Annotated in this window: 20 protein-coding genes and 1 pseudogene; 10 read left to right on the top strand and 11 right to left on the bottom strand. The window is 42.6% G+C overall.

The features are described 5' to 3' along the window. Window positions 1-120 (top strand): annotated as a pseudogene (locus VB775_RS26490) (IS30 family transposase); the annotation flags it as partial. Here VB775_RS26490 and VB775_RS14270 read toward each other — a convergent pair. Continuing rightward, a complete protein-coding gene (locus tag VB775_RS14270; protein ID WP_281005938.1) occupies window positions 94-450 on the bottom strand; it encodes an AAA family ATPase in 357 nt (118 codons plus the stop codon). The pseudogene VB775_RS26490 and the gene VB775_RS14270 sit on opposite strands and share 27 nt — an antisense overlap. A 226-nt stretch (window positions 451-676) precedes the next feature. Between VB775_RS14270 and VB775_RS14265 the strand changes: the two genes are divergently transcribed. The 3 genes from VB775_RS14265 (at window position 677) to VB775_RS14255 (ending at window position 2286) form a co-directional block, all read left to right on the top strand. After that, entirely contained in the window at window positions 677-1102 is a 426-nt protein-coding gene (locus tag VB775_RS14265) for a cupin domain-containing protein (RefSeq protein ID WP_281005939.1), read from the top strand. 8 nt (window positions 1103-1110) lie between these two features. Then, window positions 1111-1755: a pyridoxamine 5'-phosphate oxidase gene (gene pdxH / locus VB775_RS14260; protein ID WP_281005940.1), complete on the top strand. Its 645-nt coding sequence runs from the start codon at window positions 1111-1113 to the stop codon at window positions 1753-1755. 78 nt (window positions 1756-1833) lie between these two features. After that, window positions 1834-2286 carry a hypothetical protein gene (locus VB775_RS14255; protein ID WP_281005941.1) on the top strand — a complete coding sequence of 151 codons (453 nt, stop codon included), beginning with the start codon at window positions 1834-1836 and terminating at the stop codon, window positions 2284-2286. Here the strand turns inward: VB775_RS14255 and VB775_RS14250 are convergent. Then, window positions 2273-3328, bottom strand: a complete 1056-nt coding sequence (locus VB775_RS14250) for a glucokinase (protein WP_281005942.1) — start codon at window positions 3326-3328, stop codon at window positions 2273-2275. The genes VB775_RS14255 and VB775_RS14250 overlap by 14 nt on opposite strands. 157 nt (window positions 3329-3485) lie before the next feature. Next, entirely contained in the window at window positions 3486-4166 is a 681-nt protein-coding gene (locus tag VB775_RS14245; RefSeq protein ID WP_281005943.1) for a HEAT repeat domain-containing protein, read from the bottom strand. Between the two features lie 349 nt (window positions 4167-4515). Between VB775_RS14245 and VB775_RS14240 the strand changes: the two genes are divergently transcribed. Continuing rightward, the gene (locus VB775_RS14240) at window positions 4516-6141 is read left to right on the top strand and encodes an iron uptake porin (protein ID WP_281005944.1); all 1626 of its coding nucleotides are present in this window, start codon (window positions 4516-4518) and stop codon (window positions 6139-6141) included. Between the two features lie 174 nt (window positions 6142-6315). Here the strand turns inward: VB775_RS14240 and VB775_RS14235 are convergent, their stop codons facing one another. After that, window positions 6316-6732, bottom strand: a complete 417-nt coding sequence (locus VB775_RS14235) for a hypothetical protein (RefSeq protein ID WP_281005945.1) — start codon at window positions 6730-6732, stop codon at window positions 6316-6318. 321 nt (window positions 6733-7053) lie between these two features. Here VB775_RS14235 and VB775_RS14230 point away from each other — a divergent pair, with 321 nt between their 5' ends. Together VB775_RS14230 and hisF are read left to right on the top strand one after the other, a co-directional pair. Then, window positions 7054-12396, top strand: coding sequence for a hypothetical protein (locus tag VB775_RS14230; RefSeq protein ID WP_281005946.1), 5343 nt, complete (start codon window positions 7054-7056; stop codon window positions 12394-12396). Between the two features lie 294 nt (window positions 12397-12690). Beyond that, complete coding sequence (gene hisF, locus VB775_RS14225; protein ID WP_281005947.1) at window positions 12691-13479, top strand: imidazole glycerol phosphate synthase subunit HisF; 789 nt, start codon at window positions 12691-12693, stop codon at window positions 13477-13479. Between the two features lie 689 nt (window positions 13480-14168). On the opposite strand, the gene VB775_RS14220 is transcribed toward hisF, so the two are convergent. The 4 genes from VB775_RS14220 to VB775_RS14205 form a co-directional block, all read right to left on the bottom strand. After that, window positions 14169-15191: an SPFH domain-containing protein gene (locus VB775_RS14220; RefSeq protein WP_281005948.1), complete on the bottom strand. Its 1023-nt coding sequence runs from the start codon at window positions 15189-15191 to the stop codon at window positions 14169-14171. Window positions 15192-15278: 87 nt separating this feature from the next. Next, window positions 15279-15503, bottom strand: coding sequence for a ferredoxin-thioredoxin reductase variable chain (locus VB775_RS14215; protein ID WP_281005949.1), 225 nt, complete (start codon window positions 15501-15503; stop codon window positions 15279-15281). Between the two features lie 405 nt (window positions 15504-15908). Continuing rightward, window positions 15909-16343, bottom strand: a complete 435-nt coding sequence (gene rsfS / locus VB775_RS14210) for a ribosome silencing factor (protein ID WP_281005950.1) — start codon at window positions 16341-16343, stop codon at window positions 15909-15911. 222 nt (window positions 16344-16565) lie between these two features. Next, window positions 16566-17156: a GNAT family N-acetyltransferase gene (locus tag VB775_RS14205; protein ID WP_281005951.1), complete on the bottom strand. Its 591-nt coding sequence runs from the start codon at window positions 17154-17156 to the stop codon at window positions 16566-16568. A 133-nt stretch (window positions 17157-17289) separates the two neighbouring features. Here VB775_RS14205 and rsmA point away from each other — a divergent pair, with 133 nt between their 5' ends. Continuing rightward, window positions 17290-18117 (top strand): 16S rRNA (adenine(1518)-N(6)/adenine(1519)-N(6))-dimethyltransferase RsmA, encoded by an 828-nt coding sequence (rsmA, locus tag VB775_RS14200; RefSeq protein ID WP_281005952.1) that lies wholly within the window; start codon window positions 17290-17292, stop codon window positions 18115-18117. A 15-nt stretch (window positions 18118-18132) separates the two neighbouring features. Here rsmA and VB775_RS14195 read toward each other — a convergent pair whose 3' ends face one another. Then, complete coding sequence (locus tag VB775_RS14195; protein ID WP_281005953.1) at window positions 18133-18987, bottom strand: Rpn family recombination-promoting nuclease/putative transposase; 855 nt, start codon at window positions 18985-18987, stop codon at window positions 18133-18135. A gap of 233 nt (window positions 18988-19220) precedes the next feature. Here VB775_RS14195 and VB775_RS14190 point away from each other — a divergent pair, with 233 nt between their 5' ends. Both VB775_RS14190 and VB775_RS14185 read left to right on the top strand, forming a co-directional pair. Continuing rightward, complete coding sequence (locus VB775_RS14190; protein WP_281005954.1) at window positions 19221-21032, top strand: DUF1565 domain-containing protein; 1812 nt, start codon at window positions 19221-19223, stop codon at window positions 21030-21032. A 155-nt stretch (window positions 21033-21187) separates the two neighbouring features. Next, a complete protein-coding gene (locus VB775_RS14185; protein ID WP_094530845.1) occupies window positions 21188-21955 on the top strand; it encodes an amino acid ABC transporter ATP-binding protein in 768 nt (255 codons plus the stop codon). A gap of 36 nt (window positions 21956-21991) precedes the next feature. Here the strand turns inward: VB775_RS14185 and VB775_RS14180 are convergent, their stop codons facing one another. Together VB775_RS14180 and VB775_RS14175 are read right to left on the bottom strand one after the other, a co-directional pair. Next, window positions 21992-22396, bottom strand: coding sequence for a hypothetical protein (locus VB775_RS14180; protein ID WP_281005955.1), 405 nt, complete (start codon window positions 22394-22396; stop codon window positions 21992-21994). A gap of 162 nt (window positions 22397-22558) precedes the next feature. Beyond that, window positions 22559-23218: a Na(+)/H(+) antiporter subunit B gene (locus VB775_RS14175; RefSeq protein ID WP_281005956.1), complete on the bottom strand. Its 660-nt coding sequence runs from the start codon at window positions 23216-23218 to the stop codon at window positions 22559-22561. Window positions 23219-23277: the final 59 nt, after the last annotated feature.

The following is a 23277-nucleotide window of genomic DNA, read 5'->3' as shown; positions in this document are numbered from 1 at the left end:
GAAGAGGACTTTCAGAAGGCAGTGAATTTGATCAATTACAGACCCAGAAAATCACTTGACTATCGTACTCCTTACGAAGTATTCTTTGCTTCATCAGAACCCGTTGCATTTCATCCTTGAATTGGCGTTCCACTCTTTAAAATCTTTTGAAGTTCCAAGAAGAGTTATTAAGGGATAAGCACGATAAGGAGAATCTAAATCTTGCCTGCTCGGAATTATTTCCATACCAGCTAGACATCTTAAAAGTGTCGTTTTCCCGACTCCATTATTGCCTAAAATAACAGTCCATTGTGATGGTTTTCCTTGGTTGTCTGAAAGATTAAGTTCCTGTTTCCCTTTGAAGCAAAGAACATTTTCCACTTCCAATGAAAGAAAATAGACTGGAGGAGTTTTGTTGCTTGATGTCGAAGGTTTACTTTTGGTTGTAGCTTTCTTGGGCTGGTTGGTCATGGCTTTTGAGTGAGAAACCCTATGATCGAGCTAACTATCTAGATATTGGTATATTAACAGATGCTCGATCTAGCAAAAAATTGATGACTGAAAAGGATGATTTAGCAAGCCTTTAAATCACAAATGATCGGTGCGATCGCAGTATTATTTTGATGAGTATATGATTAAAGATGTAATTAGTACTTGTAGCAAGTACTGCTAAACACAAAAACTATCTCTAATTGCTATGGTTAATTCTGATTCTGAGCAATTACCTAACCATTCTAGTCAAATCATCACAGTGCGTCCTGACAGTGAAACTGCCACATTGCAAAAGCTGCCCTATTTTGTGGGAATTTCTGGGACTACTGCAGGAGCCAAGGGGATTTCGATGAATTTAGTGGTTATTCCCGCATGTGGTGCAGCAGAGCCACATTTTCATCGTGACTATGAAACTGCTATTTATTTAGTCAAGGGTCGCGTAGAAACTCGCTATGGTCAAGGGCTGAGCCAATCAGTAATTAATGAAGCTGGTGATTTTATTTTCATTCCCGCAGGTGTCCCACATCACCCCCATAATCTAAGTGATACCGAAGCCGCCCATGAGATCGTCTCCCGCAACGATCCTAACGAGCAAGAAAATGTTGTTCTTTACAATCCTAATATTGAGTAGTAAAAAAAATGGATATTCATGCATTAAGAGAAGATTACAAACAAGGGGAACTTAGGCGCAAAGACCTGCTTGATGATCCCTTTAAGCAATTTGAGAAATGGTTTCAGCAAGCTTGTAATGCTGAGTTGTTAGAACCAAATGCAATGACCTTATCGACAGTTTCCGAGCAAGGACAGCCGTTTATGAGGACAGTATTGCTCAAATATTTTGACAATAATGGATTAGTATTTTTTACCAACTATGAGAGTCGAAAAGCTCGTCAAATCGAGATAAATCCCAAAGTTTCAATTTTATTTACTTGGTTACCTCTCCAAAGGCAAGTACACATTACAGGAACAGCCGAAAAAGTAACCACAGCCGAATCATTACAGTATTTCACCTCGCGTCCTAGGGGAAGTCAATTAGGGGCATGGAGTTCTCAACAAAGCTCTGTAATTTCTTCACGGCAACTTCTACTGATGCAATTTGAACAGGTTAAGCAAAAGTTTTTGGATGGAGAGATTCCATTACCTGATTTTTGGGGAGGATATCGGGTTGTTCCCACCAGCTTTGAGTTTTGGCAGGGATGCACAAATCGCCTACACGATCGCTTCTTATATACATATACACCACAAGAAGAGCATTCGTGGCAAATTCAAAGGCTAGCTCCTTAGAGTAATATTGGGCAGCGCTTTGCGCCGCTCAATTAATTTCTGATAATTTCTGAAGGTTAATTTAGGAGACAAATTATAATGACGGTTAGCATGATCTTATTTATTGGGCTGGCAAGCTTAGGATATCCTCCGTTACGGCTATTGCATCCATTGCATCCATTAGCGATCGCTCAAAATTCACACATTCAAGGCAATGTACCTGAGCAGTTTGACCAGTTGCTTAAACGTGATCTCATAATCTACTTTCAGGATCTATACAAACAAACAGTAACAGTTGAATATGAACTGTTGCGAGAGATACCGACCCAAGTGGGTGTGGCTTTGCCCAAATATTACATCTGGGTAAAAATCTATAGCCAAAAAGTCTTACTCAATGAAGGCGCTGTCAAAGTTTCAGCCATAGAAAAAACTCACTTTACGGTACTTAACTACTTGGCGATCGCTGATTTAAAAAAATCACCAGAGAGAATTAATCAAATATTCCCATTACCCGTAGGCGATAAGATCCGATCTCGCTTCAAACAAGACTAGCAGAGTAAAGCATGGCTCCAATTAGCCCAACTTCGGGATTAAGCACAATATAAATAGGAATATCTTCTAAAACAGGACTAACTCTCCCTTTATTTTTGAGAATCTGCAAAAACCTTCCGTCTTGGAGTAAAGGCAATATTTTAGGGGCAATACCACCCGCAATATATAAGCCCCCATTAGGAATTAATTTCAAAGCAAAATTACCAACTTCGGCAGCATAAGCCTCTACAAACATTTGCATCGTTTGGGTGGCTAAATGATCAACATGATCAATATTAGTCTCACTATTAACTCCACAATTTGCTAACGCAGCATCGGCGATCGCTGCCGCCGCATTAACACTAAGATCTCCAGCTTCCCAAGACCGCACTTTTTCAGCAATTTCATCTGATTCAGGCGCAAATTGGTGATCGCGTAAAAACTGATAAATCGCCACAATTCCCATTCCTGAAGCTACACGCTCCACCGATACCCGCTCATGGCGCTTGAGCAAATATTGCAATAACTCGATTTCTAGGTTGTTTCGGGGTGCAAAATCCGTATGTCCACCCTCAGTGGCATACACATCATAGCGATCGCCATTCCATCCCAAATATGCCTCACCTAGACCTGTACCAGCACCAATCACCCCAATCGGCGATCGCGCTTTTACAATCCCCTCTTGCAAAGTATATAAATCATGGGGCTGTAATCCTAAAACCCCATAACCAACTGCCACAAAGTCATTAATTAAACTTACTTTGGCAATATTAAATTCTTCAGCAAGGCGATCGCTATCAAACGACCAACCGAGGTTAGTTAACTGCGATCGGCGATCGCGAACGGGGCCAGCAATCCCAAAACAAGCCGCCGATAATATTGGCAATTCACCCAAATTTATTTTGGCAGTTTCTATAAATTCGCCTAAAACATCTGAAAAGCTAGCGTAATCAGCACCAGCAAAACGCTGTTCATACAAAACGGTAAATCCATCGGGATTTTTTTCAGCAACCCGCAAAAGGGTTTTTGTACCGCCAATATCTCCAGCCAAAATTATTGTCATTGCTTATTATTTTCTTGTCTAATCATCTGAAAGTTCTACAATTTCATAAAGAACCAAATTTTTTAGTAGCACGGCTTTGCCGCGCCACTAAAAATTGGTTCTTTATTTTACGGCACGGCTCTAGAGCAGTAAGTTATAGAGCTTTACAGATTCTGTATTAATTAGTTACCAATTGCTCGATCGCATATTGAGCCGCCGCCGCTACCTGTGGATGGGCATCTTTAACGAGATAATTCAGAGCCGACAGACTTTTATCACAGTTTAGATGTCCTAAAGCCTCAGCCAAACGTTGTCGGGTTAACCAATCATCAGACTGAGCAAACCGCAAAATTTGATCAACACAACGTAAATCTCCCACCTCTCCCAAGGCGGCGATCGCTGCCTGATGCAGCATCGTTTCAGGGCTTTCTAAAGCTTGAATGAGAGCATCATAGGCTCGCACATCCCCCAAATTCCCCAAAGATACAGCCGCACTAAAACGAACTAGCCACTCAGTATCCTCATAAAAAGCGCGTAACAATGGCTCAACGGCACGATTATCTTGCAGATATCCCATAGCCCCTGCTGCATCAGCACGAATTCCATAGTCATTCTCAGTTTCTAAAATCCTTGCCAACACTGGAAAGCAATCTTCCGTATGCTTCAAACCTAGTGCAAATACCGCCATCGAGCGAATCTGTAAGTTTTCATCATCAATTACCTTTAAAATCAATGGCACTGCTTCGTCAGGGGACAAATCTCGTAAAGACACCAAAGCACGAAGGCGATCGCGTGAGTTTTCACTATCTAACTGTTGAGCGATATTGCTTAAATCTGAGATTTGATTGGGGGAAGACATAAAAAGCTCATATTAAAATTCTAAGTATAGCGATCGCCCTTAGCCAAAAGTAACAGAATCTTCCAAAACATTGCTAAAGAATAGCTTGCTGTCAAGATAACCCGATCGGATGACAAAATATTTAAACTAAGTATGCTAGGATACATCCAGATTGGAATTTTATGTAGCTAATCTAGCAGTATCTAAAGCAATAAGCAGTTATTTTGGGTAAAACCGAATCCCATGCATCTGCAAAAGTTGTATAGAATTGTATAGACTATAATCGATAGCGTAAGGGTCGAGAAACTCTAGACTAACTGCATAAATCAAACACACAAACTTAAAATTTACTCTCGTGAGGAGTGGAATAATGAAAAAAGTATCTTTGAATCTAGCTGGCAGCCTAAGTCTATTAGGTGTTATCGGTGCAGTCGCCGCAACCCCTGCACTCGCAGAAACCACTACAAGCGTTTCTCAAGTTAGCCAAGCTATGAGCAGCGATCCAGTTGCTCAAAATGTAACTTCAGTATCTCAACTTAGCGACGTTCGCCCTACTGACTGGGCTTTCACCGCATTACAGTCCTTAGTAGAGCGTTACGGTTGTATCGCTGGATATCCTGACAGCACTTTCCGTGGCAGACAAGCAACAAGCCGCTTTGAATTTGCTGCTGGTTTGAATGCTTGTTTAGACAAGATCAACGAAATCATTTCCGCAGGTTTGGCTGACAAGGTATCCAAAGAAGACCTCGCCACCTTGCAAAAGCTACAAGAAGAGTTTGCTGCTGAACTCGCTACCCTTCGTGGTCGTGTAGATGCTCTTGATGCTAAGACCGCTAAGCTCGAAGCACAACAGTTCTCCACCACCACTAAGCTTTCTGGCGAAGCAATCATGTCCGTACAGGGTGCTAGTGGTAATACTGCTGTTGGATTCCCAACCAGCACTAACGTTTTTGTGTCTAGCCGCGTTCGTCTAGACCTCGACACTAGCTTCACAGGTAGCGACCTGTTGAAAACCAGACTAGAAGTTGGTAATGGTAGTCCGACTAATATTCCTACAGCATTTGGTGCTGGAGCTACTACTGCTGCTACCGCTAATGTTGGTAGCAATATCGGATTCCAAACCTACGGTCAAGACTACACAGGTTTAGGCACAAACTTTGTACTTGCCAAGTTGCGCTACGACTTCAACCTTGGTGATGCTCGCATCTCTCTTGGTCCTGTCATGCATGCCTACGATCACATCGACACCAATAGCTTTGCCAATAATGAAGCTGTTGACTTCGCATCGACCTTCTTCATCAATAACCCTCTAATGGTTTTGGTTAATGGTCAAACTGGTGGTGCTGGTGCAGCCTTTGATTGGAACGTTGGTAAGAGTGCTTTTACCGTTCGCGGTCTTTATTTGGCAGGTAACGCTAACAGCCCTACTGCTGCTGCTGGTATTAACCAAGGACTCTTTGGTGATGCTTACCAAGCAACTGCTGAATTGGAATTTGCTCCTGAGAATGCTGATGGTGACAAGCCTTTTGCAATTAAGCTTCAATACACCAATGGCGCTGTAAACAATACCAATGTTAATGCTGGTGGTGTTAATGTTGAGTGGAAATTTGCTAAGGGAGCAGCCATCTTCGGTCGCTACGGCTTCGGTACGCTTGACACTCGCGGCGCTCTTGCTAATACTGCTGGCAGTTTCTTAAATAACCTAGGAACTTTTGCCGCAGGAACAACTAGTGTGAGTCCTCAAACTTGGATGGCTGGTTTTGCTTTCCCTGACTTGTTTAAGGAAGGTGCTTTGGCTGGTATTGCAGTTGGTCAACCTTTCATTTCTAGCCAAATTGGCAACTCAACTCAAACCAACTTGGAATTGTTCTATAACTTCCCAGTTACAAACAACATCCGCATCACTCCTGATGTTCAGTTCATCTTCAATCCTAACAACAACAGCACTAACAGCACCATCTTCGTTGGTACTTTGAGAACTGTATTCTCGTTCTAAGCTCTTGAAAAATAGGTGCTGCTCTACAGCACCTACAAAAAAATAAGGCTAGTGCAATGCACTAGCCTTATTTTTTTATTTATTGGTTGTAGGGGTAGCGCCCCCGTGCCTACCCCGTAGTAATGCAGAGCAAACACGGGAGGATTGCCTCTAACAAATAATGTGCGAATTTTTTTATCTAATTCCAATGAGCGATTTTGCCATTGGGAAATAGGTCGCCCATATTTTAGGATCGGGACGGCTTGCCCAGTCTCGACGGGAAACAATTAGTTGCAGGATGATGGCTGCTTGATCCTGATTGAGATTTTGAGCAGTAACTTTGACCGATACATCCGAGACAAGCACCTCACGATCAAATGTACGCTGAGCCGCCGATCGCGCCAGTATTTCGGCTTTACGAGTCATTACCGTAAATCCTTCATCTTGGTTAACCAGTAACCGAATATCGACCTCACGACGCTCTGCAACAGCACTACCAGCGATCGCTATAGTTGATAAAGTAGCGATCGCTGAAACAAGTAAGTAATTAGTTAATCGACGAAATGGCTGAATCATCGAAAAAGTCGGAGAAACATGCGATTTGTTTTTCATATTCATCTTCGCCAGAAACTCACAAAAAAATTTATAGAAAATCGCCAAGATATTAGCAAAAAACTGGGAAAGATGTGTGCTATTGTCTGCTAACAAATTTGGCTTTAGAGTGTAGCTCATTTGAGAGTCAATTTGCCTACCAATTTTCGTAATCTTGGGATTTAAGTACCTCAGCGTAAGTAAATAAAGATTCAAAAGCTGTGTGACCTTGCAGCAGTCGGCACATCTTTTAGGATTTTATATTTAGTTTTATACTTATCTACTTACTAATCTTCAAGAACATCCCTTATCTATTGTTATGGAGGTCTTACAGGGGGCGTTATGTCAAAAGTTCTGATTAGTAGTTTGATCGATCAAATCAATACATTGCTGAGCCGCCCTGTGGGATCAGTATCGAGGAAACCATCCCCTGATACCATTCACCAGAGAGAGCAGCTAAAACAGTTGCGATCGCACCTTGAGAGCCTAGCTGACGACTCACTTCTAGGTAATTTAGAGCAGCAGTATCAAGCTTTAGTAACACGCTTACAAGGTCAAAATCACCCCAATAATGACCTAAACAATCCTCAGAGTAGCGAACAGTCTAATCAAAATGACTTAAAAACCCAAGAAGTCAAGACAGACAAATTTAAAACAGATAAACTAGAGACATTGCCACCCCTATTAGTTAGCCCAGTAAGCAACTTATTTGGCGCTGAATCTTACTTGACAAAGGAGACTAGCACAATGACGAATGGCACACCTGAACCCAACTCTACATTTGTCAACGATCGCATGATTGCTTCGCTCCAGCAAGCGATTCAGCAGACATTGCAACAGGTTGTCAAAGATTCAGTGCAGCAATCCGTGCAGCAGGTGGTCAGCCAAACTCTCGCTGTCGAAAGAGCGCTCATGGTAGGAGAAATTTCGGCGAGTTTAAATAAAATTGTTGAATCTCAGCAGCGATCGCAAATAAGTCAAGAATTAATTACTTTAAATCAACAAAAACAAAAGTTAAATGCTGAAATCTCGCAGCTAGAATCTGATCGTGTGACTTGGATGAAACAGTTTCAAGAGTTTCAAGCTACACAACAGGAAGCCCTAGATCGATCTTTAAGCTCAGTAAATAATTATGTGCGCGATCAGATTTCTGACTCGTTACAACAAACTTTGCAACAAACTATGGCAGGAACTGTTGCTGATAGTGTCAATCAAACTGTGGTGCAGACCCTCCAAGACAAACTAGCCAATTTTTCTGCGGGTACTGTTAACACAGAGCCACCCCAAGAAGAATTTGTAAATAAAGTACAGGAACAAACCGATCGCTTCTTGCTGCATCTTGATGAAATGTTCAGTACTACATTTAGATCGCTAGAGCAGGAAATCCAAGAATATCAGACATCGCTCGCCGCCAAGCTTGGTCATATAGAAACCCTAGAACAAAAGGGAGAAGCATTAATTGAGGCCTTAGTCAATCGGATTAGCCAACAGACTAACCAAGCCCCACAAAGTACTGAAGAAGTTTCCTCAGAATCTCCCATATTGCCTGAATTACCAGATGACATTCCTATTCGCTATCTAGAGACTTTTACAGAACCTGCCGATGAAAATCTGATCAATGCTCTGTTAGCAGGTGATGAGTTCGGCGAAGCGATCGCAGAAGTGCAAGCACCTGAATCCGCCATTGAAGTTGAGAGCAGCCCGTTAGAGGTGGAAACTGATGGCGAAGATTTAGCCCTACCAGTTCCAACATCAGAGGATCGCTCTGGCAGTAATTTAGATGCAAACAGAACAAATAGCTTTGAAGAACCATTAGACTTAAGTGTTCCCGAACAGGAAAGTATATTAGGAGCATCTGCTGACAGCCTCTTTGAGGAGCCAGTTTCAGAAGAAATACAGGATAATCCATTAGTTGATTTAGCTGGTTTTGGCACAAGCATTATTCTCGACCCTCAAAGTGCACTCGCCGCCCGTGAGTTAAATCCTGATTTTGATGTAGAAGCAGCCACTCAAATCGTTGAGAGATTTGATGATCCACCGAATCAATTGGAAGACAATGAAGAAGAAAGTAATGCCTTTGACTTACTATCATTGAATTTTCCTGTATCAGAGGCAGTTAGCGAATCTGGAGAACTAATAGACGATCCTGAACTTTTACAGTGGTTGGAGGAGAGTAATAACCGCCCTAGCCCAACTACAAATATTGCTGATGTTTCTCCCGATGAAGATCTACTGTCATGGCTAGGTAACGAAGCTCTGGACATGGCTAAACTACCTACCCAGAGAGAAAATCAATCCTCAATGTTCAATAGTTCAGAAGCTGAACTAGAAATTTTTAATCCTTCTCAGATTGCGCCTATGATTGCCTCGGCTAATATCAGTTCACAGGCAAGTTCAGACAATCAAGATAGTATAGAGACTAAAATTGAACAGTTTTTAAATAGCTCTAATAGCGATCAAGCTGTCGATTCTGACGAATCACTAATTCTACTTACTAGTAAAAGTTCTGACGATTCTGCATTTCCAGAATGGGAAGATTCATTAGTTGATGATCTTAATTCGGATTTAGACCGCCTTGATGCTGGTGTTGCCTCAGATCCGCAAATAGCCGCTAAGCTTGATCAATTTATCCGCAATACTCCCTATGCTTTAACCAATTGGGAAACTGAAGAATCTCAAGCCTATCCTACAATCATTGAGGTCTCAGCTAAATCCTCAAGCATTAAAAATGTTAACCCACCATCAAAAAGCAATGAATTAGAAGTCCCACAAATTATTGAGAACCCCAACGCCTTATTTATTGATCGATTTGCTGATTCCTTTACTGATCAAGACGAACAGTTAGAAATTGTCGTAGATACGGCTGAATTACAACAATCTCCCTTTACAACTGAAGCCAATGATATTCCTGAAATTTTTGATGACGAGGATTCTCTATTTGATATAAAACCAGAAGATCAAATTTCAGAAATAGATTTATCACGCTCTTCTACATCTTCAGCCAAAGCCCCCACAGCAAATATTGATGAGATGGATGCAATTTTTGCTGAGGTAATTGCCGAAAATGCCGCTAAATATTCTCAAACAACACCATTTGCCGCCAGTGATGAACTGGATGAACTATTTGAGATCTCATCCAAAGTCATTAAGCAGGAAGTAAGTGACAATCCAGAGCTAAATCTAGATGATGAAAGCGATCTTGATACACTTCTATTTGGTTTTGATCCTGCCACTGAATTAGAAGAACCAGATACAGTCATGCAAGTTATACCACAAGTAGGCTATAGCAAAATTGACTTTCATACAGACACCATCAAAGAGCCTATTGCTTTTCCAGAAACAAATGCATCTATCGAAGAACAATTAGATACGATGATGCAAGGTTTTGCCCATCTAGAGTCAGTAGATTTAGTCGATTCTTCAGCTATAACTGGAGTTGTGGAGATTGCCGAAACCCCAACAGTTGTAGAAAGCTCAACTATTACCCAAGCGGAAGAAGATGATTGGAACATAGCCCTTGAAAAGCTTGAATCTAATCTAGTACTGCCAACTACTAACAAAGCAGACAACTCTAATAGTGAATCTTTAGAGTTGTCTGCTGACGAGTTTTTTGCTTCTTTGGAATATGACAAATTGAATAGCTTAGCAGACACTAGCGAAAAGGCTGCGCCGCCAAAGTTTTCAGATAAAGAAAAAGGAGCATCTGGAGCGATCGCTGATTTTATTGATTTAGAAAATAATGCGGAGAGTGAAGAAGAAGACCTATTACTCAATGAGTTTGCCGATGCTCAAGATGGCGCACCTAGTAATGTTACTGATAATGAGTGGGATAATTTACTCAAGGATTTAAACTCATTTAATTTTAATAAGCCATTACTTGATGATCGGCGAGAGCAACTTGGGCTGTCATCAGTAGCACCGATTAGCGACACCAGTGAAAATGTTTTTGATGTTGACTCCCTAGTGCTGGAATCACAAAGCATGGCGCTGATTCCAGCTCCACCTGAGAAAGAAGTATATAGCCTCGATGATACTTGGGTCTTAGGAATTGATTTTGGAAGTACTGCTATTAGAGCCAGCTTACTAAATGCAAATACTGGTCGCGTATATGCTCTGTATCTTGATGATGTTGATGAAATGCCATGCAAAGTTGTGTGGACAGAAGATCATCATAGTTTAGATGACCCGATCGCTAAAGATATTAGGATTCTTACTAAGCGATCGCAAAATGCTGGGCTTGAAACTGGTGAAGTAGCTTTTGTTCATTTCAAACAGTTCCTTAAACTGGGCTTACCCTATCGCGGTGTAAGTGCTTGGCAACCAATTATTCAATGGTCAGATTCCCGTCAAGTGAGTCTGCGGTGGTTAATTGCAGCTCTCAAAAATTTACTAGAGCAGATCCAAACTAGGGCAAATCATCCCAAACTTCCCGATGTTGGTTTGATTTTACTGAAGTTGAGTGGCGTTGTATTTGGATATCCTGCTGACTGGTCAGACACTTATATTCTTAATGTCCGAGAAGCAGTTCTTAAAGCAGGGTTAGTTAATCAGGCGGAGCAGGTGTTAGCTGTCGATCAGGCGATCGCGCCAGTTTTGTCACTGCTTCATGATCAAAGAATTTCTCAGGAAATTACGCTTTTAATTGATGCAGGTGCGGTCACTACCAATCTCTGTCTGACTAAGGGACTGAGTGAGACAAAAGATCGATCCAAGCTTCATATTCGCAGCCTTGACTATGCGGGTGTCAGCATCAGTCAAGATATTGTTGTCCAACTGTTCTATCCACACTGGCAGTTAATCACCAATCCTAACCGCCATCTCTGTAATTTCGAGCATCTCAGTTTGCCAGAGATTGGAGCTTCTGCACCTCAGCAACGGATTCTCCTTCAGCAATATTTATTGAGTTCCCATCTTGGTCAACAAATGTTGGAACTAGCCGATCGCGTTAAAGTCACATTTGGTAGAGATGTGGGTATGGATAGTTGGAACGAAGAGTTGATGGGGCAACCCATTGTCGTGCTGCGGAAGGAATTGGAAAACTTGATTTTACAACCATTTATTCAACGCCTCAATCGTGAACTCAATACCATCCTCAGTAATGCGGGCATTCTCGGTGAAGATATACACCAAGTTTTGCTACTCGGTAGCACGATGCATATTCCCTTACTATCGCGTTGGCTCGCCCAAAAGCTCCCTAATGCCAAGATCGATCCCTTAGCAACTTCTGTAGTCGCAAATGGCTTAGCCGTATCGCCTCTCTATCCCAATTTGCAAGATGTCGCACGTCAGCAATATTCTGATTACTTCCTCTTACAAGAGATTTGCCGACTTAACCTGACTAAGGCAGTTAATCCCAATCAACTGCTTCAACAATTACAAATGCGTGGCATTAATATCAAAACCTGTCGCGATCGCATTTTGAGCATTTTACAAGGTGATTTGCCTGAAGGGTTATTTCCTTGGCAAGAGCCAGAAAGCTCGGTGGTTTTAGAAGATCCGACTCTCAGTAGTGATTTATTTGCAGGTAGATTATTTGAACTGGAAACCGATGGCACATATCAGCCTAATGTGACCAAGTTCCAGCAATTACGTGTGTATCTACAGGCGATTATTGGCAATATGAGTCAAACTCTAAACGAGCCGCTAGTTTTTCCTGAGATTAAAACTATGGCGATCGCTAAATAAACAAAAGGAGTGCTTGGCACTCCTTTTGTTTTGAAAGATTTGCTAACGATTTTGTTATTTTCAGCACCTACGGTGCTGAAAATAACTCTCATTATAAAAATCGGTTTTTTGAAAGCCCGCCGTTGACGGGCTTTCAAAAAACCGATTTGGGTGTTTCCAGCGCCAAAGGCGCTGAAAACACCCAAATCGGTTTCATAATGAGAATTGCTGTTTGAAAACACCTAAGTTTTTGTCAAGCGCAAAGCGCTGTAAAATATTCTCTCTTGCTGTGATTGTGGAAAAGTTAAAGAGCTTATGCTAGCGAAACGCATTTTGCCTTGCCTAGATGTGAAAGCAGGTCGAGTCGTCAAAGGGATCAACTTTGTTGATCTTAAGGATGCTGGCGATCCCGTCGAACTAGCACAGGCTTATAATCTCGCAGGAGCCGATGAATTAGTATTTCTAGACATCACTGCTACCCACGAAGATCGCGGTACGATTTTGGATGTGGTCTATCGCACTGCCGAGCAGGTATTTATTCCGCTTACAGTGGGCGGTGGTGTCCGCAATGTAGACAATATTCGGGAGCTTTTGCGTGCTGGTGCTGATAAGGTGAGCATGAATTCAGCCGCAGTAAGTGATCCAGATTTGATTAATCGCAGTAGCGATCGCTTTGGCAATCAATGCATTGTGGTGGCGATCGATGCCCGACGTAGAAATGACCCAAACAATAGCGGCTGGGATGTATATGTACGAGGCGGTCGAGAGAATACGGGTATTGATGCCCTTTGGTGGGCGCAGGAAGTGGTCAAGCGGGGTGCTGGCGAAATTTTACTGACAAGTATGGATGCTGATGGTACAAAGGCTGGCTATGATCTGGAGCTAACCCGTCAAGTTGCGGATTTAGTCGAAGTTCCTGTGATTGCTTCAGGTGGTGCGGGAAATTGCGAACATATTTTGCAAGCAGTGACTGAAGGTAGAGCAGAAGCAGCATTGCTGGCTTCGTTACTGCATTATGGCGAACTGACGATCGCGGAAATTAAGGATTATCTCAATGCGAACCAAATCCCTGTGCGATCGCTGACCTCTTCAAGTAAGTGCTAATTACAAAACCGCAAAGTTCTATTATCTCCAGATGTTTTCCCAAAAAGGAACTTCTACAGGATTAGGCAGAGTAGAGATATTCATCTTGCGGCGAATATCGGCAATGTTCCAGCCTGTTAAACTTGCTAGAGTTTGGGCTTCCTTCTCAACTTAGAAATCGTTTCATAAAATTAGCTATGGGTATAAGTATGACTTTTTAAGTAGGTCGGAAACAGAAAACTGTAAATGCCCAGATCCCCGACTTTTTCTTTGAAATCACAGATTAGTTCTGTCAGTCACATAAAAAGTCGGGGATCTCAACTTCTGCATCTTCAGTTTTTTTGGCTTCTAGCTACTTAGATAGAGGCTAAAGATTGATAGCGCTTAGGCAACCATTGGAATCGTGGTGCATTCCAGATGCGATCGCACAAAACTGTGAGCGGTGAAATTCGACGAAAGCAAAAAATGGTAAGAATCGCTAAGTGATTCTTACCATTTTTTGCCATTTGCGGCGTGCGAAGCACGCCGCAAATGGCTATATCGAACTCACGTTAAACCTAGAAATACCAAGGCGTATAAACTATCTTCGCCCCATTATCCGAGCGATTTTTGTAACGATCACTTGCTTATAGCGCTTTGCGCCTTCTCAAAAACCACAAAACCACAAAAAAGCTTGCTCCGCAAGCTTTTTTATGGTTTTGTGGTAACACTTAATTATTACTAGGCTCACCCTTTTCGCTATCTAGTGATGGGTTAAGTGGTTTAAGTTCAGGCAAATTGCGTAATGTGGGTGAAATATTTGTACTTTCACCAAAAGGCTTCTTGGCGATCACCTCCGTCATTTTTTCAGGGATCTTGCGATCGCTCATTGCCAATAATGATTGCAGCGCCGCAGGGATAGAATCTGGGTCCATAAATAAAACTTTGCTGCTGGGACTTTCGCCGATCGCCTGTCCCATTTCTAGGTACTTTTGAGCTAACAAATACTGCACTGCTTCCTTGCCATTGGGATGCTTGGCGATCGCATTAGCAATTCGCTCAATCGACAGAGCCATCGCTTCAGTTTGTTCTAACTGTACTTGACGTTCTGATTCAGCTAATACGCGATTAGAGCGAGCTTCGGCTTCAGCCTTGGTAATTTCTGAAGTCTTCACACCTTCAGATAGCGAAATCATTGCTCTTTTCTCGATCTCGGCTGCCTTTTGTTTTTCCATCGACTGAAGTACAGAAGTAGGAATCGTGATTTCGCCTAGTCTGACGCGCAGGACATTGATTCCCCAGTCTTGAGTGTCACCAGAAATGCCAGTTAAAATTTCAGCGTTAATCCGTTCTTGCCCGCCAATAATGGTGTCTAGTTCACAGCGTCCAATTTGAGTTTGGATTTGAGTTGAAAGAGAGATTTGTAAAGATTGATCGACATTTTCAATGTTATAGCGAGCTTTTTGCAGATCAGCAATTTGCCAGTACATTGCACCACTGACATTGACACTAACATTATCGGAGGTCATGCAAGGTTGAGGAGGAAGCTCTAACACCTGCTCACGAGAGCTTTTAGTTAAAGAGACACGGTCTATAAATGGTAGAACAATGTTGATCCCTGGTTCCATTGTTTTTTGATACCTCCCAAACCTTTCAACCAGTGCGATCTGACCTTCTTCCATGATCCGAAAGGAGCGATAGATATAAGTGCCACTCAAGAGCGCAAAGACAATGCTGAAAATTGTTGCTTCCATATATGAAAACCAATGGTAGCGATTTATTCAGATTGTAAGAATTTACAAAAGACTCGCTTAGCAAGCCTTTTGTAAATTCTTACAATTTTAACTAACCGATTCTATTTCGTGATCGCCTAGATGAGTTACAAATTTAGGTGTAAATCTCACCTCATAGGGATAGTTAGGACTGATCGGGCGACCATTCCACTCCGTATGCACACGGACAATTTCGCCTTCCAGCCCTGAAATATCAAAGGATTTACCTTTGTGTTCAGGATGATGGAAAACACTTAAACCTGTTTTAACACGAACGCGATCGCCAACCTTCATAAAATTCTAATATATCCAAATGTAAACGAGATTTGTCAATTATCGCTTGTCTGACGTGTTAATTAACATCAAAAACAAAAAGTAGAGTGACAGCTATTCTCATTATAAAAATCAGTTTTTTGAAAGCCTGCCGTTGGCGGGCTTTCAAAAAACTGATTTAGGTGTTTCCAGCGCCGAAGGTGCTGGAAACACCTAAATCGGTTTCATTACTGATGTTACGTGGAACTAAGATGATGAATCTCTTGCTGCGAGCATGACAGGGCAACCACAGGGGGATTGCCCCTACCCCAATAATTTGATTTTGTAGGGGCTGCACCACGGGGCAAGCCCTAGACTTAGATGATTACAGGAATTCCTTCCACGTAACATCAGTCATAATAACAAAACCCCATAAGAGTTTTTAAACTAAGCTGATTGCTCTGATTCAGGCTCTGGCAAAAATACTTCAAGCTTTGGCGCATGACCCCAAAATGCTTCTAGGTCATAATATTCACGCTCTTGAGCCATCATCGCATGGACGATCACATCGCCGTAATCTAGCAAAATCCATGTACCATCTTGCTCGCCTGCGATATTTCTAGGCTTACGTCCAAATTTTTCCAAGATGGATTCTTCAGCCATACCTGCGATCGCCCGTACTTGCGCCTTAGAAAATCCCGACGCAATGACAAAATACTCCGCCAAACTCGACACTTCACCGATCGCAAGCAAAACGATATTTTCTCCCTTGCGATCATCCGCTGCGATCGCTGCGGCTTGAGCCATTTGATAGCTTTGGTCTTGCTCTCTCTCAGTGAGATTGAGATCTGTGGGGGTAGCGATATCGGTTGCGATGGTCATAGTTGGCAGATGTACTCCTGATAAATTATTTCAGCACATCAATATTGTAACTTGATCTCCAAGTTAGACATTAAGTTTGGCATTGCCTAAACATGTAAAGCCCCCATTCTCGTTATGAAACCGATTTTAGTGTTTCTAGCCTTAGTCAGTCTAAAACCAGAAGATGAGTGGCGGCGCAAAGCGCCGCCACTCATCTTCTGGTTTGGATCTCGCTGTAAATGTTTAGAACTTTTTGTGCAATAAAAATCTTCTTGGTTGTCCCATTAGCCAATACTGGACATTACCTTCTTGGCTATGTAATCGATAGCCAATGCGATTATACAGACTCCGCGCAGGCTGATTGTCCTCAAGTACATGCATATACAGCCGCGAAAAGCCCCATTGTTTTACGGTTTGCTCGGCTGCTAGCAAGAGTTGCTTGGCTACGCCGCGCCGCCGCCATTGTGGATGTACTGCCAAGTTAAAAACATAGGGATATTGCTGCATTTCGCGACCTAACCAAAATTCTCGATAGTTTTTGACAGGCACGTAACGCATACAAATTTCTAGGGAGGCGATCGCTTGAAATTTATTAACAGGATGCGTAGCCACAAGACAAGCGTAGCAAGGTGTTTTATCACCAAAACGACTACTGAGATCGAGCATGATGCCATAGCGCAAAAGTGGATATACCAAGTCTGTAAAGCAGCGCTGTAGAAAGTTAACTGGGTGATCGGTATTTCGATAAAAGCTCTCCGTCAAGATATCGGATACATGCCCAACATCTCTAGAGCTAGCGTGACGAATAGTAAACGAAGGAGATGGGCTTGGCACATTCAGCGCTAACGGCTTAGCGAAAATAATTTAACGATCTCAGTTATTATCACTAATAAATTACCCCAAATTTGCAAGGTTGCGCCCCTTCGGGGCGCAACCTTGCAAATTTGGATCTACTTATGCGATCGCAATGACCAATCCCGACAAACCTATCTATGTCCCTAGCAAAACTATTCGCCCTCGTAAACAATTTGGACAGCATTGGTTACGAAGCGATGATGTGCTGAATAAAATTTTGCGGGCGGGGCAATTGCAACCAAGCGATCGCATTTTAGAAATTGGTCCAGGGACTGGTAATCTTACTCGGTTACTTCTGCCGTTGGTTGAATCCCTGACTGCTGTGGAAATTGATTGGGATCTTTGCGAAAAGCTTCGCAAGACCATGACACAAAAGAATTTTCAACTAATTGAAGGGAGCATTCTGGAGATTCCACTTCCCGCGAATACTAACAAAGTAATCGCCAATATTCCTTACAACATTACAGGCGAAATTCTGAAACGGCTATTGGGAACTCTCGCGGAACCAGTCCAACAGTTTGATCAAATTGTTCTATTGGTTCAAAAAGAAATCGGCGATCGCTTAGCGGCAAAGGCGGGACATAAAGCCTACAACGCTCTCAGCGTTAAGATTCAATATCTTGCAGAATGTCAGTTTATTTGTGATGTTCCTGCGACTGCCTTCTATCCACCACCCAAAGTTAATTCGGCAGTTGTTCGCATCATTCCGCGTCCACCAGTTACTGCTGCAAGTGATCCTAGATTTTTAGAGCGACTGCTCACCCTTGGTTTTGCAACTAAGCGCAAGATGCTACGAAACAATTTAATTTCGGAAATAGATCGCGATCAATTAGTTCTCATTTTGGAATCAATGGGAATTAATGGACAGGTGAGAGCCGAGGATCTAGATGTTGCTCAGTGGGTTGCTTTGAGTGAAGAGGTACTCAAGTCGAAACTGTAGCAATATCTTTAGAAGTTAGGGTTTAGGCGATCGCTTAGGTTTTGATGACCTTGGCATTTGAGATTGTTTAGCGGAAAGCTTTTGTAATTTTTGGACTTGTTTGAGAGTCAGTCCTGTAAATTGGGCAACTAAATCTGTAGAGACGTTGGAACGCAACATGTTTAGAGCTATTTGACGAGTAGTTTCAGCCTTGCCTTCAGCCTTGCCTTCAGCCTTGCCCTCAGCCTTGCCCTTAGCCTCACCTTCCAGCAAAATATCTTGATAAATCACTGATTCTTTCATGATTTTACTCCTTAGTAGTCTTTGGATGATTTCTTTATCTAAGGCTATACCCGATATTATAGCGGTAGAAGCTGCTACGTTACTTTGTACTTGTTTATCGATAATATTATCAATTTGTCTAGCCACGTTTCTTAGAGTTTCTTCAGGATTGCTTGTTTTAGTTAAAATAGCCAAAGGCAACAGTCCAAGATATTGTTGAAAGATTTCAGTAGGCTGTTCCCAGAGACGGATCACATTAAATTTATGGTTTAGTTGCTGAGATTTAAAGCTGTTTTGGTAGACGAGAGGTGATTTTGTGGGCTTTAAATAGATGACAGTTTGATGAATTGTTTTGGAGGGATATTTACCATAAAGTCTCAACCAATAGTTCGCCATTCGATATGCCATACTGTCATCGATTTTGGTCTGAAATTCTAAATGGACAACTATTTCAGATGACTCTAGAAATATGACCGAATCTGCGCGAATAGGCTCAGCAGATAGCTCCGATGGCTCAAGTTTTGTTAGGGGAATTGATTTCCCCAAGAGCCAACTGGCAAAGTCTTCGGGGAAGTTCTCGGCTAGGAACTTGCAAGTATTGTCATACATCGCGAAATTTTATCATTTTAAAGTCAGCTCTATTCAAAACCCAAATAAACAAAGGCGGCGCGTTGCGCCGCCTTTGTTTATTTGGGTTTGCAAAACTTGCATTGCTATAAAAAATTTGTTGCTTCAGGATTTTTTGCAAGTGGGGGAATTTTCGTGTATTTTGATTGGCACAAACACACAATTAATTGTGTGCTTATGTAAACTTTTGTCCGTTGGTTAAGAGGATTTCCTGTATGCGGTGCAAGCCTAGTTTCTTCAGCGCGATCGCCACAAGCATCACGGTTTTGGCGATCGCCCCACCGATGTTGGCGCGTCCAGCCCTCTTAACGACGCAGGCGCACACATGGAAAATTAGCCAATTACCGCAGACAGCCTCACTGATTTATGTTGCTCCGCGTGCTAACCCTAATGGTAATGGTTCGCCCAATAATCCCTATCCATCGATCGCGGCGGCGCTTGCCACAAAACCTGTGGCTGGGACAGTGATTCAATTGCAGGAAGGACTCTACAGTGCTGATACAGGTGAGTCTTTTCCGATTAAACTTCCCGCAGGTGTGACATTACGCGGCGCACCCACGGCTAGGGGCTTGAATACGGTGATTCGCGGTGGAGGTAGATTTATTAGTACCAGCTTTGCTAGCCAAAATATTACGATACTCGCTGATAATGATGCGCGGATTGAAGGAGTTACCGTTACTAATCCCAATACGAGAGGTACTGCGGTGTGGGTGGAGTCAGGTAAGCGCGTGGCGATCGCCAATAATACTTTTATCAATAGCGATCGCGAAGGATTATTTTTGACGGGTACTGCTGATGCGAGCGTTAGTGATAATGTCTTTAGAAGGAATGGCGCAAATGGATTCTCGGCTGTGGGCAACAGTACAGGAGAGATTCGTAATAATACTTTTGAAAGTACAGGATTTGGATTAGCGATCGGGCAGAACTCGCGAGTGAATATCAGCAATAACAATATTCTTAATAATACCGATGGAATTATTATTTCTAATCTTTCGGCTCCGACTTTGCGAAATAATTTAATTTCTGATAATAAGCGTGATGGAATTGTCATTCTCAAAGATCGTAAAGGTTATCCCACTCCAGATTTGGGAACTTCTAATAATCTTGGCAAAAACACTTTCCGTAATAATCTAGGTAAAGACATTAACAATAATTCTGGTGTTACCCAAGTTGCCGTTGGCAATCAACTTGACCCCAAAAAGATTGCAGGAAATATTGCCTTTGTCGGAGAATCTCCAACTGCCCCAGCGCCGCAGATCCCCAGTACTCCATTACCTGCGGCTACAGCAACTTTGGCTCCTGCTCGGAATACCGCTAATCCCAGCAATATTGATACTGTCGAAATCACACGACCCCAAACCAGTTTTATTCCTCCTGCTACGTCACCAAATGCTTTAGCGCCTTCCAATAACAGCATCTTGATTGAGCCATTGCCTGATGTCCCCCAGCCAGTTATGACCGCTAAACCAAGCACTCCTCTAATTCCTCCAACTACGGCTCCCGTAACTACGTCTAGACCAGTGGCTCCATCCGTTAATCTCGCTCAAAGTCCCACCGAAGTTCTCATTGATCGAGATCCTGTTCCTGTTGTCCCACCAAGGCAAGTTACCCCGCCGCGATCGATATTTGTCCCCAGTAGTCCACCACCTATCACTACTCCACCACCACCCGCAACAACTACTCCACCACCCGTAACAACTACTCCTCCAACAACTTCTATCCCACCAACAGTTACCCCGCCACCAGCACAGACAGCCCCAATCCCCTACAATCCTCAAATTGCCGCACTAGTGCCACCACCAGCAAGGGATACGACCCCTTATTTAGTTGTGATTCCATCTTCAGATGCTGAAGCTCTCAATCGAGTTCGTAGTGTTGTCCCCAGTGGCAAAGTAATTCCTTCTCGATTTGGCAATATTATTTTGGTACAAGGCTACCCCGATCGCGATCGCGCTGAAGTCTTAAAAGTAATTATGCGATCGGCTATTGGGGTTGATGCTCGCGTAATACATCAAAATAGTTTATAGAGAACAGAATTTGCAGAGCAAATTTTGTTCTCATTCTTCATATAGCAATCTTAAATAGGTTGTGAGAGTGCGCCCCGAAGGGGCGCACTCTCACAACACTCAAAATCTTACAACTCATTTAGGAGCGCTATAATTAGCAAAACTACTCAATCATCATGCAAGAACAAATAGCCTCAAATCCATCTATGACTGAGCCGATGATTGTCGCCCAAGACGTGCATAAGTGGTATGGCAGCTTTCATGTGCTTAAGGGCGTGAGCTTGACCGTAAACCGTGGTGAAGTGGTAGTAATTATGGGACCATCTGGTTCAGGTAAATCTACTTTTGCGAGAACTTTCAATGCTTTAGAGGAATATCAACAGGGCAAAATTGTCATTGATGGGTTTGAGCTTTCACCCGAAAATCATCGAAATATTGATGCCATCCGCCGTGAAGTGGGTATGGTATTTCAGCAATTCAATCTCTTCCCTCATCTCACGGTTTTCCAAAATATTACCCTCGCGCCTTCATGGGTGCGTAAGTGGTCAAAGGCTAAGGCTTCAGAAGTTGCGACACAGCTATTAGAGCGGGTTGGTATTTCTCAACAGGCGCATAAGTATCCATTACAGCTATCAGGTGGTCAGCAACAACGGGTCGCGATCGCTAGAGCTTTAGCAATGCAACCGAAAGTGATGCTCTTTGATGAGCCGACTTCATCTCTTGATCCTGAGATGGTGCGCGAAGTGTTAGATGTCATGCGATCGCTTGCTGATTCAGGAATGACGATGGTGGTAGTGACGCATGAGGTTGGCTTTGCCCGTGAAGTTGCTGATCGCATTGTATTTATGGATGGCGGTGTAATCGTCGAGGAGGCAGATCCTGAAGAGTTCTTCCAAAATCCTAAAGAAGAGCGCACTAAGAAGTTTCTGTCACAGATTTTATAGCGATCGGAGCAGACTAAAAAAAGCACCGTATAAGGTTTAAGAGAGATAAAACTTGTAGCTAACTCCGCCATCTTCTGTAACTTCAAAATCGGCATTCAATTCGGTAGCTTTTTTGTCTAAATATTGCTTTGACTCTTCTAGAGATAGCTGATTAGCGATCGCAAAATTAATTGGCGTAATGCTGCCATTGTTAGCTTGCAAAGTTGTTAAAAAGTTAAATTCAAGTTGACGTTGGCGCACTTCGAGCAAGTCATCCTGTTTCTTTTTCTGTTTCCAAACGATCCAAGTTCCAGCCGCTATGGCAGGAACTCCAATCATAATTCCTCCAGCCGCCGCACTACGATCTTTGGGAGTGGGATTTTTGATGGCTAGCGATGAAACGGTCACAGTCAAAAAGATAAATCCTATGGAAAAGAGAAACCCTGCAAATATTTTCTGCATAGATCACAACCATAAATCGTAATGACCATCATAACGCTGTCATCCCTTTTATTACAACACTTTGCAACCCAAATCTAACCCAAGAAAACTTTTGAAAGCTTTGCGATGCAAAGCTTTCAAAAGTTTTCTTATAAATAATGGCGGTGCTTTTCGCTAGTATTCCTACAATAAACCGCGATAGCGGATAAAAACTAATACGACTGACCACGAGCCTAGCGATACCTTAATCGCAACTAAAATATTCAGAATCGGGATGATGCCACCACTAACTAGTTCTCCTAACTCACCGTGGGGCAACTCTATTCCTGAGAGGGTGATCACCGATAAAACAATAAAAATCAGTACTGATACCTTTTCCCAAGTTGCGGCGTGCCAGCGCTTGTATATTGTCTGAAGTCGTGCTGGAGGAGAAGTCATCGCAATCAAACCGATCGCCGTACCACCTGCCACACCCGCCGCAAAACCGCCCCCTGGGCTGAGATGTCCACGAATTGCTAACTCGATCGCTACTAGAGCAGCAATAGTCGCGCCCAATTGGGCAAGGACAATCGAAGTTTGATCGGTAAACTGGTAAATTCGCGTAAATGGTTTCTCATTGGCAAGCAAGAAATTTGCACCCATGATGGAGATCGTGAAAACAATCACTTCAAAAATGGTGTCATACAGTCGATTGCGAAAAATGATTCCTGAAACTACATTACTAACCCCACTGTCTTGAGCGATCGCCTCGACAATTGAGAAAGGCAGGCTAGGGGCTGGGTTAGCCAAAAAAAGCATTTTCACAAAAAAAGCAAGACCAGCAATTATATAAATCCATTTCATAATCTATTTCAAAGGTGTTTTTTTTTGGTTGAATCGGTTGAATCACAAATAAATTCTTA

The sequence above is a fragment of the Pseudanabaena sp. CCNP1317 genome, assembly GCF_034931345.1.
GTDB lineage: Bacteria > Cyanobacteriota > Cyanobacteriia > Pseudanabaenales > Pseudanabaenaceae > Pseudanabaena > Pseudanabaena galeata.
The sequence above is the reverse complement of the archived record's forward strand: the minus strand, read 5'-3'. Positions and strand labels throughout refer to the sequence as shown.

Excerpts from the sequence above, each read along its gene's own strand:
- VB775_RS14270 (WP_281005938.1), bottom strand. The coding sequence starts at position 450 with ATGACCAACCAGCCCAAGAAAGCTACAACCAAAAGTAAACCTTCGACA.
- VB775_RS14265 (WP_281005939.1), top strand. The coding sequence starts at position 677 with ATGGTTAATTCTGATTCTGAGCAATTACCTAACCATTCTAGTCAAATC.
- pdxH (WP_281005940.1), top strand. The coding sequence starts at position 1,111 with ATGGATATTCATGCATTAAGAGAAGATTACAAACAAGGGGAACTTAGG.
- VB775_RS14255 (WP_281005941.1), top strand. The coding sequence starts at position 1,834 with ATGACGGTTAGCATGATCTTATTTATTGGGCTGGCAAGCTTAGGATAT.
- VB775_RS14250 (WP_281005942.1), bottom strand. The coding sequence starts at position 3,328 with ATGACAATAATTTTGGCTGGAGATATTGGCGGTACAAAAACCCTTTTG.
- VB775_RS14245 (WP_281005943.1), bottom strand. The coding sequence starts at position 4,166 with ATGTCTTCCCCCAATCAAATCTCAGATTTAAGCAATATCGCTCAACAG.
- VB775_RS14240 (WP_281005944.1), top strand. The coding sequence starts at position 4,516 with ATGAAAAAAGTATCTTTGAATCTAGCTGGCAGCCTAAGTCTATTAGGT.
- VB775_RS14235 (WP_281005945.1), bottom strand. The coding sequence starts at position 6,732 with ATGAAAAACAAATCGCATGTTTCTCCGACTTTTTCGATGATTCAGCCA.
- VB775_RS14230 (WP_281005946.1), top strand. The coding sequence starts at position 7,054 with ATGTCAAAAGTTCTGATTAGTAGTTTGATCGATCAAATCAATACATTG.
- hisF (WP_281005947.1), top strand. The coding sequence starts at position 12,691 with ATGCTAGCGAAACGCATTTTGCCTTGCCTAGATGTGAAAGCAGGTCGA.
- VB775_RS14220 (WP_281005948.1), bottom strand. The coding sequence starts at position 15,191 with ATGGAAGCAACAATTTTCAGCATTGTCTTTGCGCTCTTGAGTGGCACT.
- VB775_RS14215 (WP_281005949.1), bottom strand. The coding sequence starts at position 15,503 with ATGAAGGTTGGCGATCGCGTTCGTGTTAAAACAGGTTTAAGTGTTTTC.
- rsfS (WP_281005950.1), bottom strand. The coding sequence starts at position 16,343 with ATGACCATCGCAACCGATATCGCTACCCCCACAGATCTCAATCTCACT.
- rsmA (WP_281005952.1), top strand. The coding sequence starts at position 17,290 with ATGACCAATCCCGACAAACCTATCTATGTCCCTAGCAAAACTATTCGC.
- VB775_RS14195 (WP_281005953.1), bottom strand. The coding sequence starts at position 18,987 with ATGTATGACAATACTTGCAAGTTCCTAGCCGAGAACTTCCCCGAAGAC.
- VB775_RS14190 (WP_281005954.1), top strand. The coding sequence starts at position 19,221 with ATGCGGTGCAAGCCTAGTTTCTTCAGCGCGATCGCCACAAGCATCACG.
- VB775_RS14185 (WP_094530845.1), top strand. The coding sequence starts at position 21,188 with ATGCAAGAACAAATAGCCTCAAATCCATCTATGACTGAGCCGATGATT.
- VB775_RS14180 (WP_281005955.1), bottom strand. The coding sequence starts at position 22,396 with ATGCAGAAAATATTTGCAGGGTTTCTCTTTTCCATAGGATTTATCTTT.
- VB775_RS14175 (WP_281005956.1), bottom strand. The coding sequence starts at position 23,218 with ATGAAATGGATTTATATAATTGCTGGTCTTGCTTTTTTTGTGAAAATG.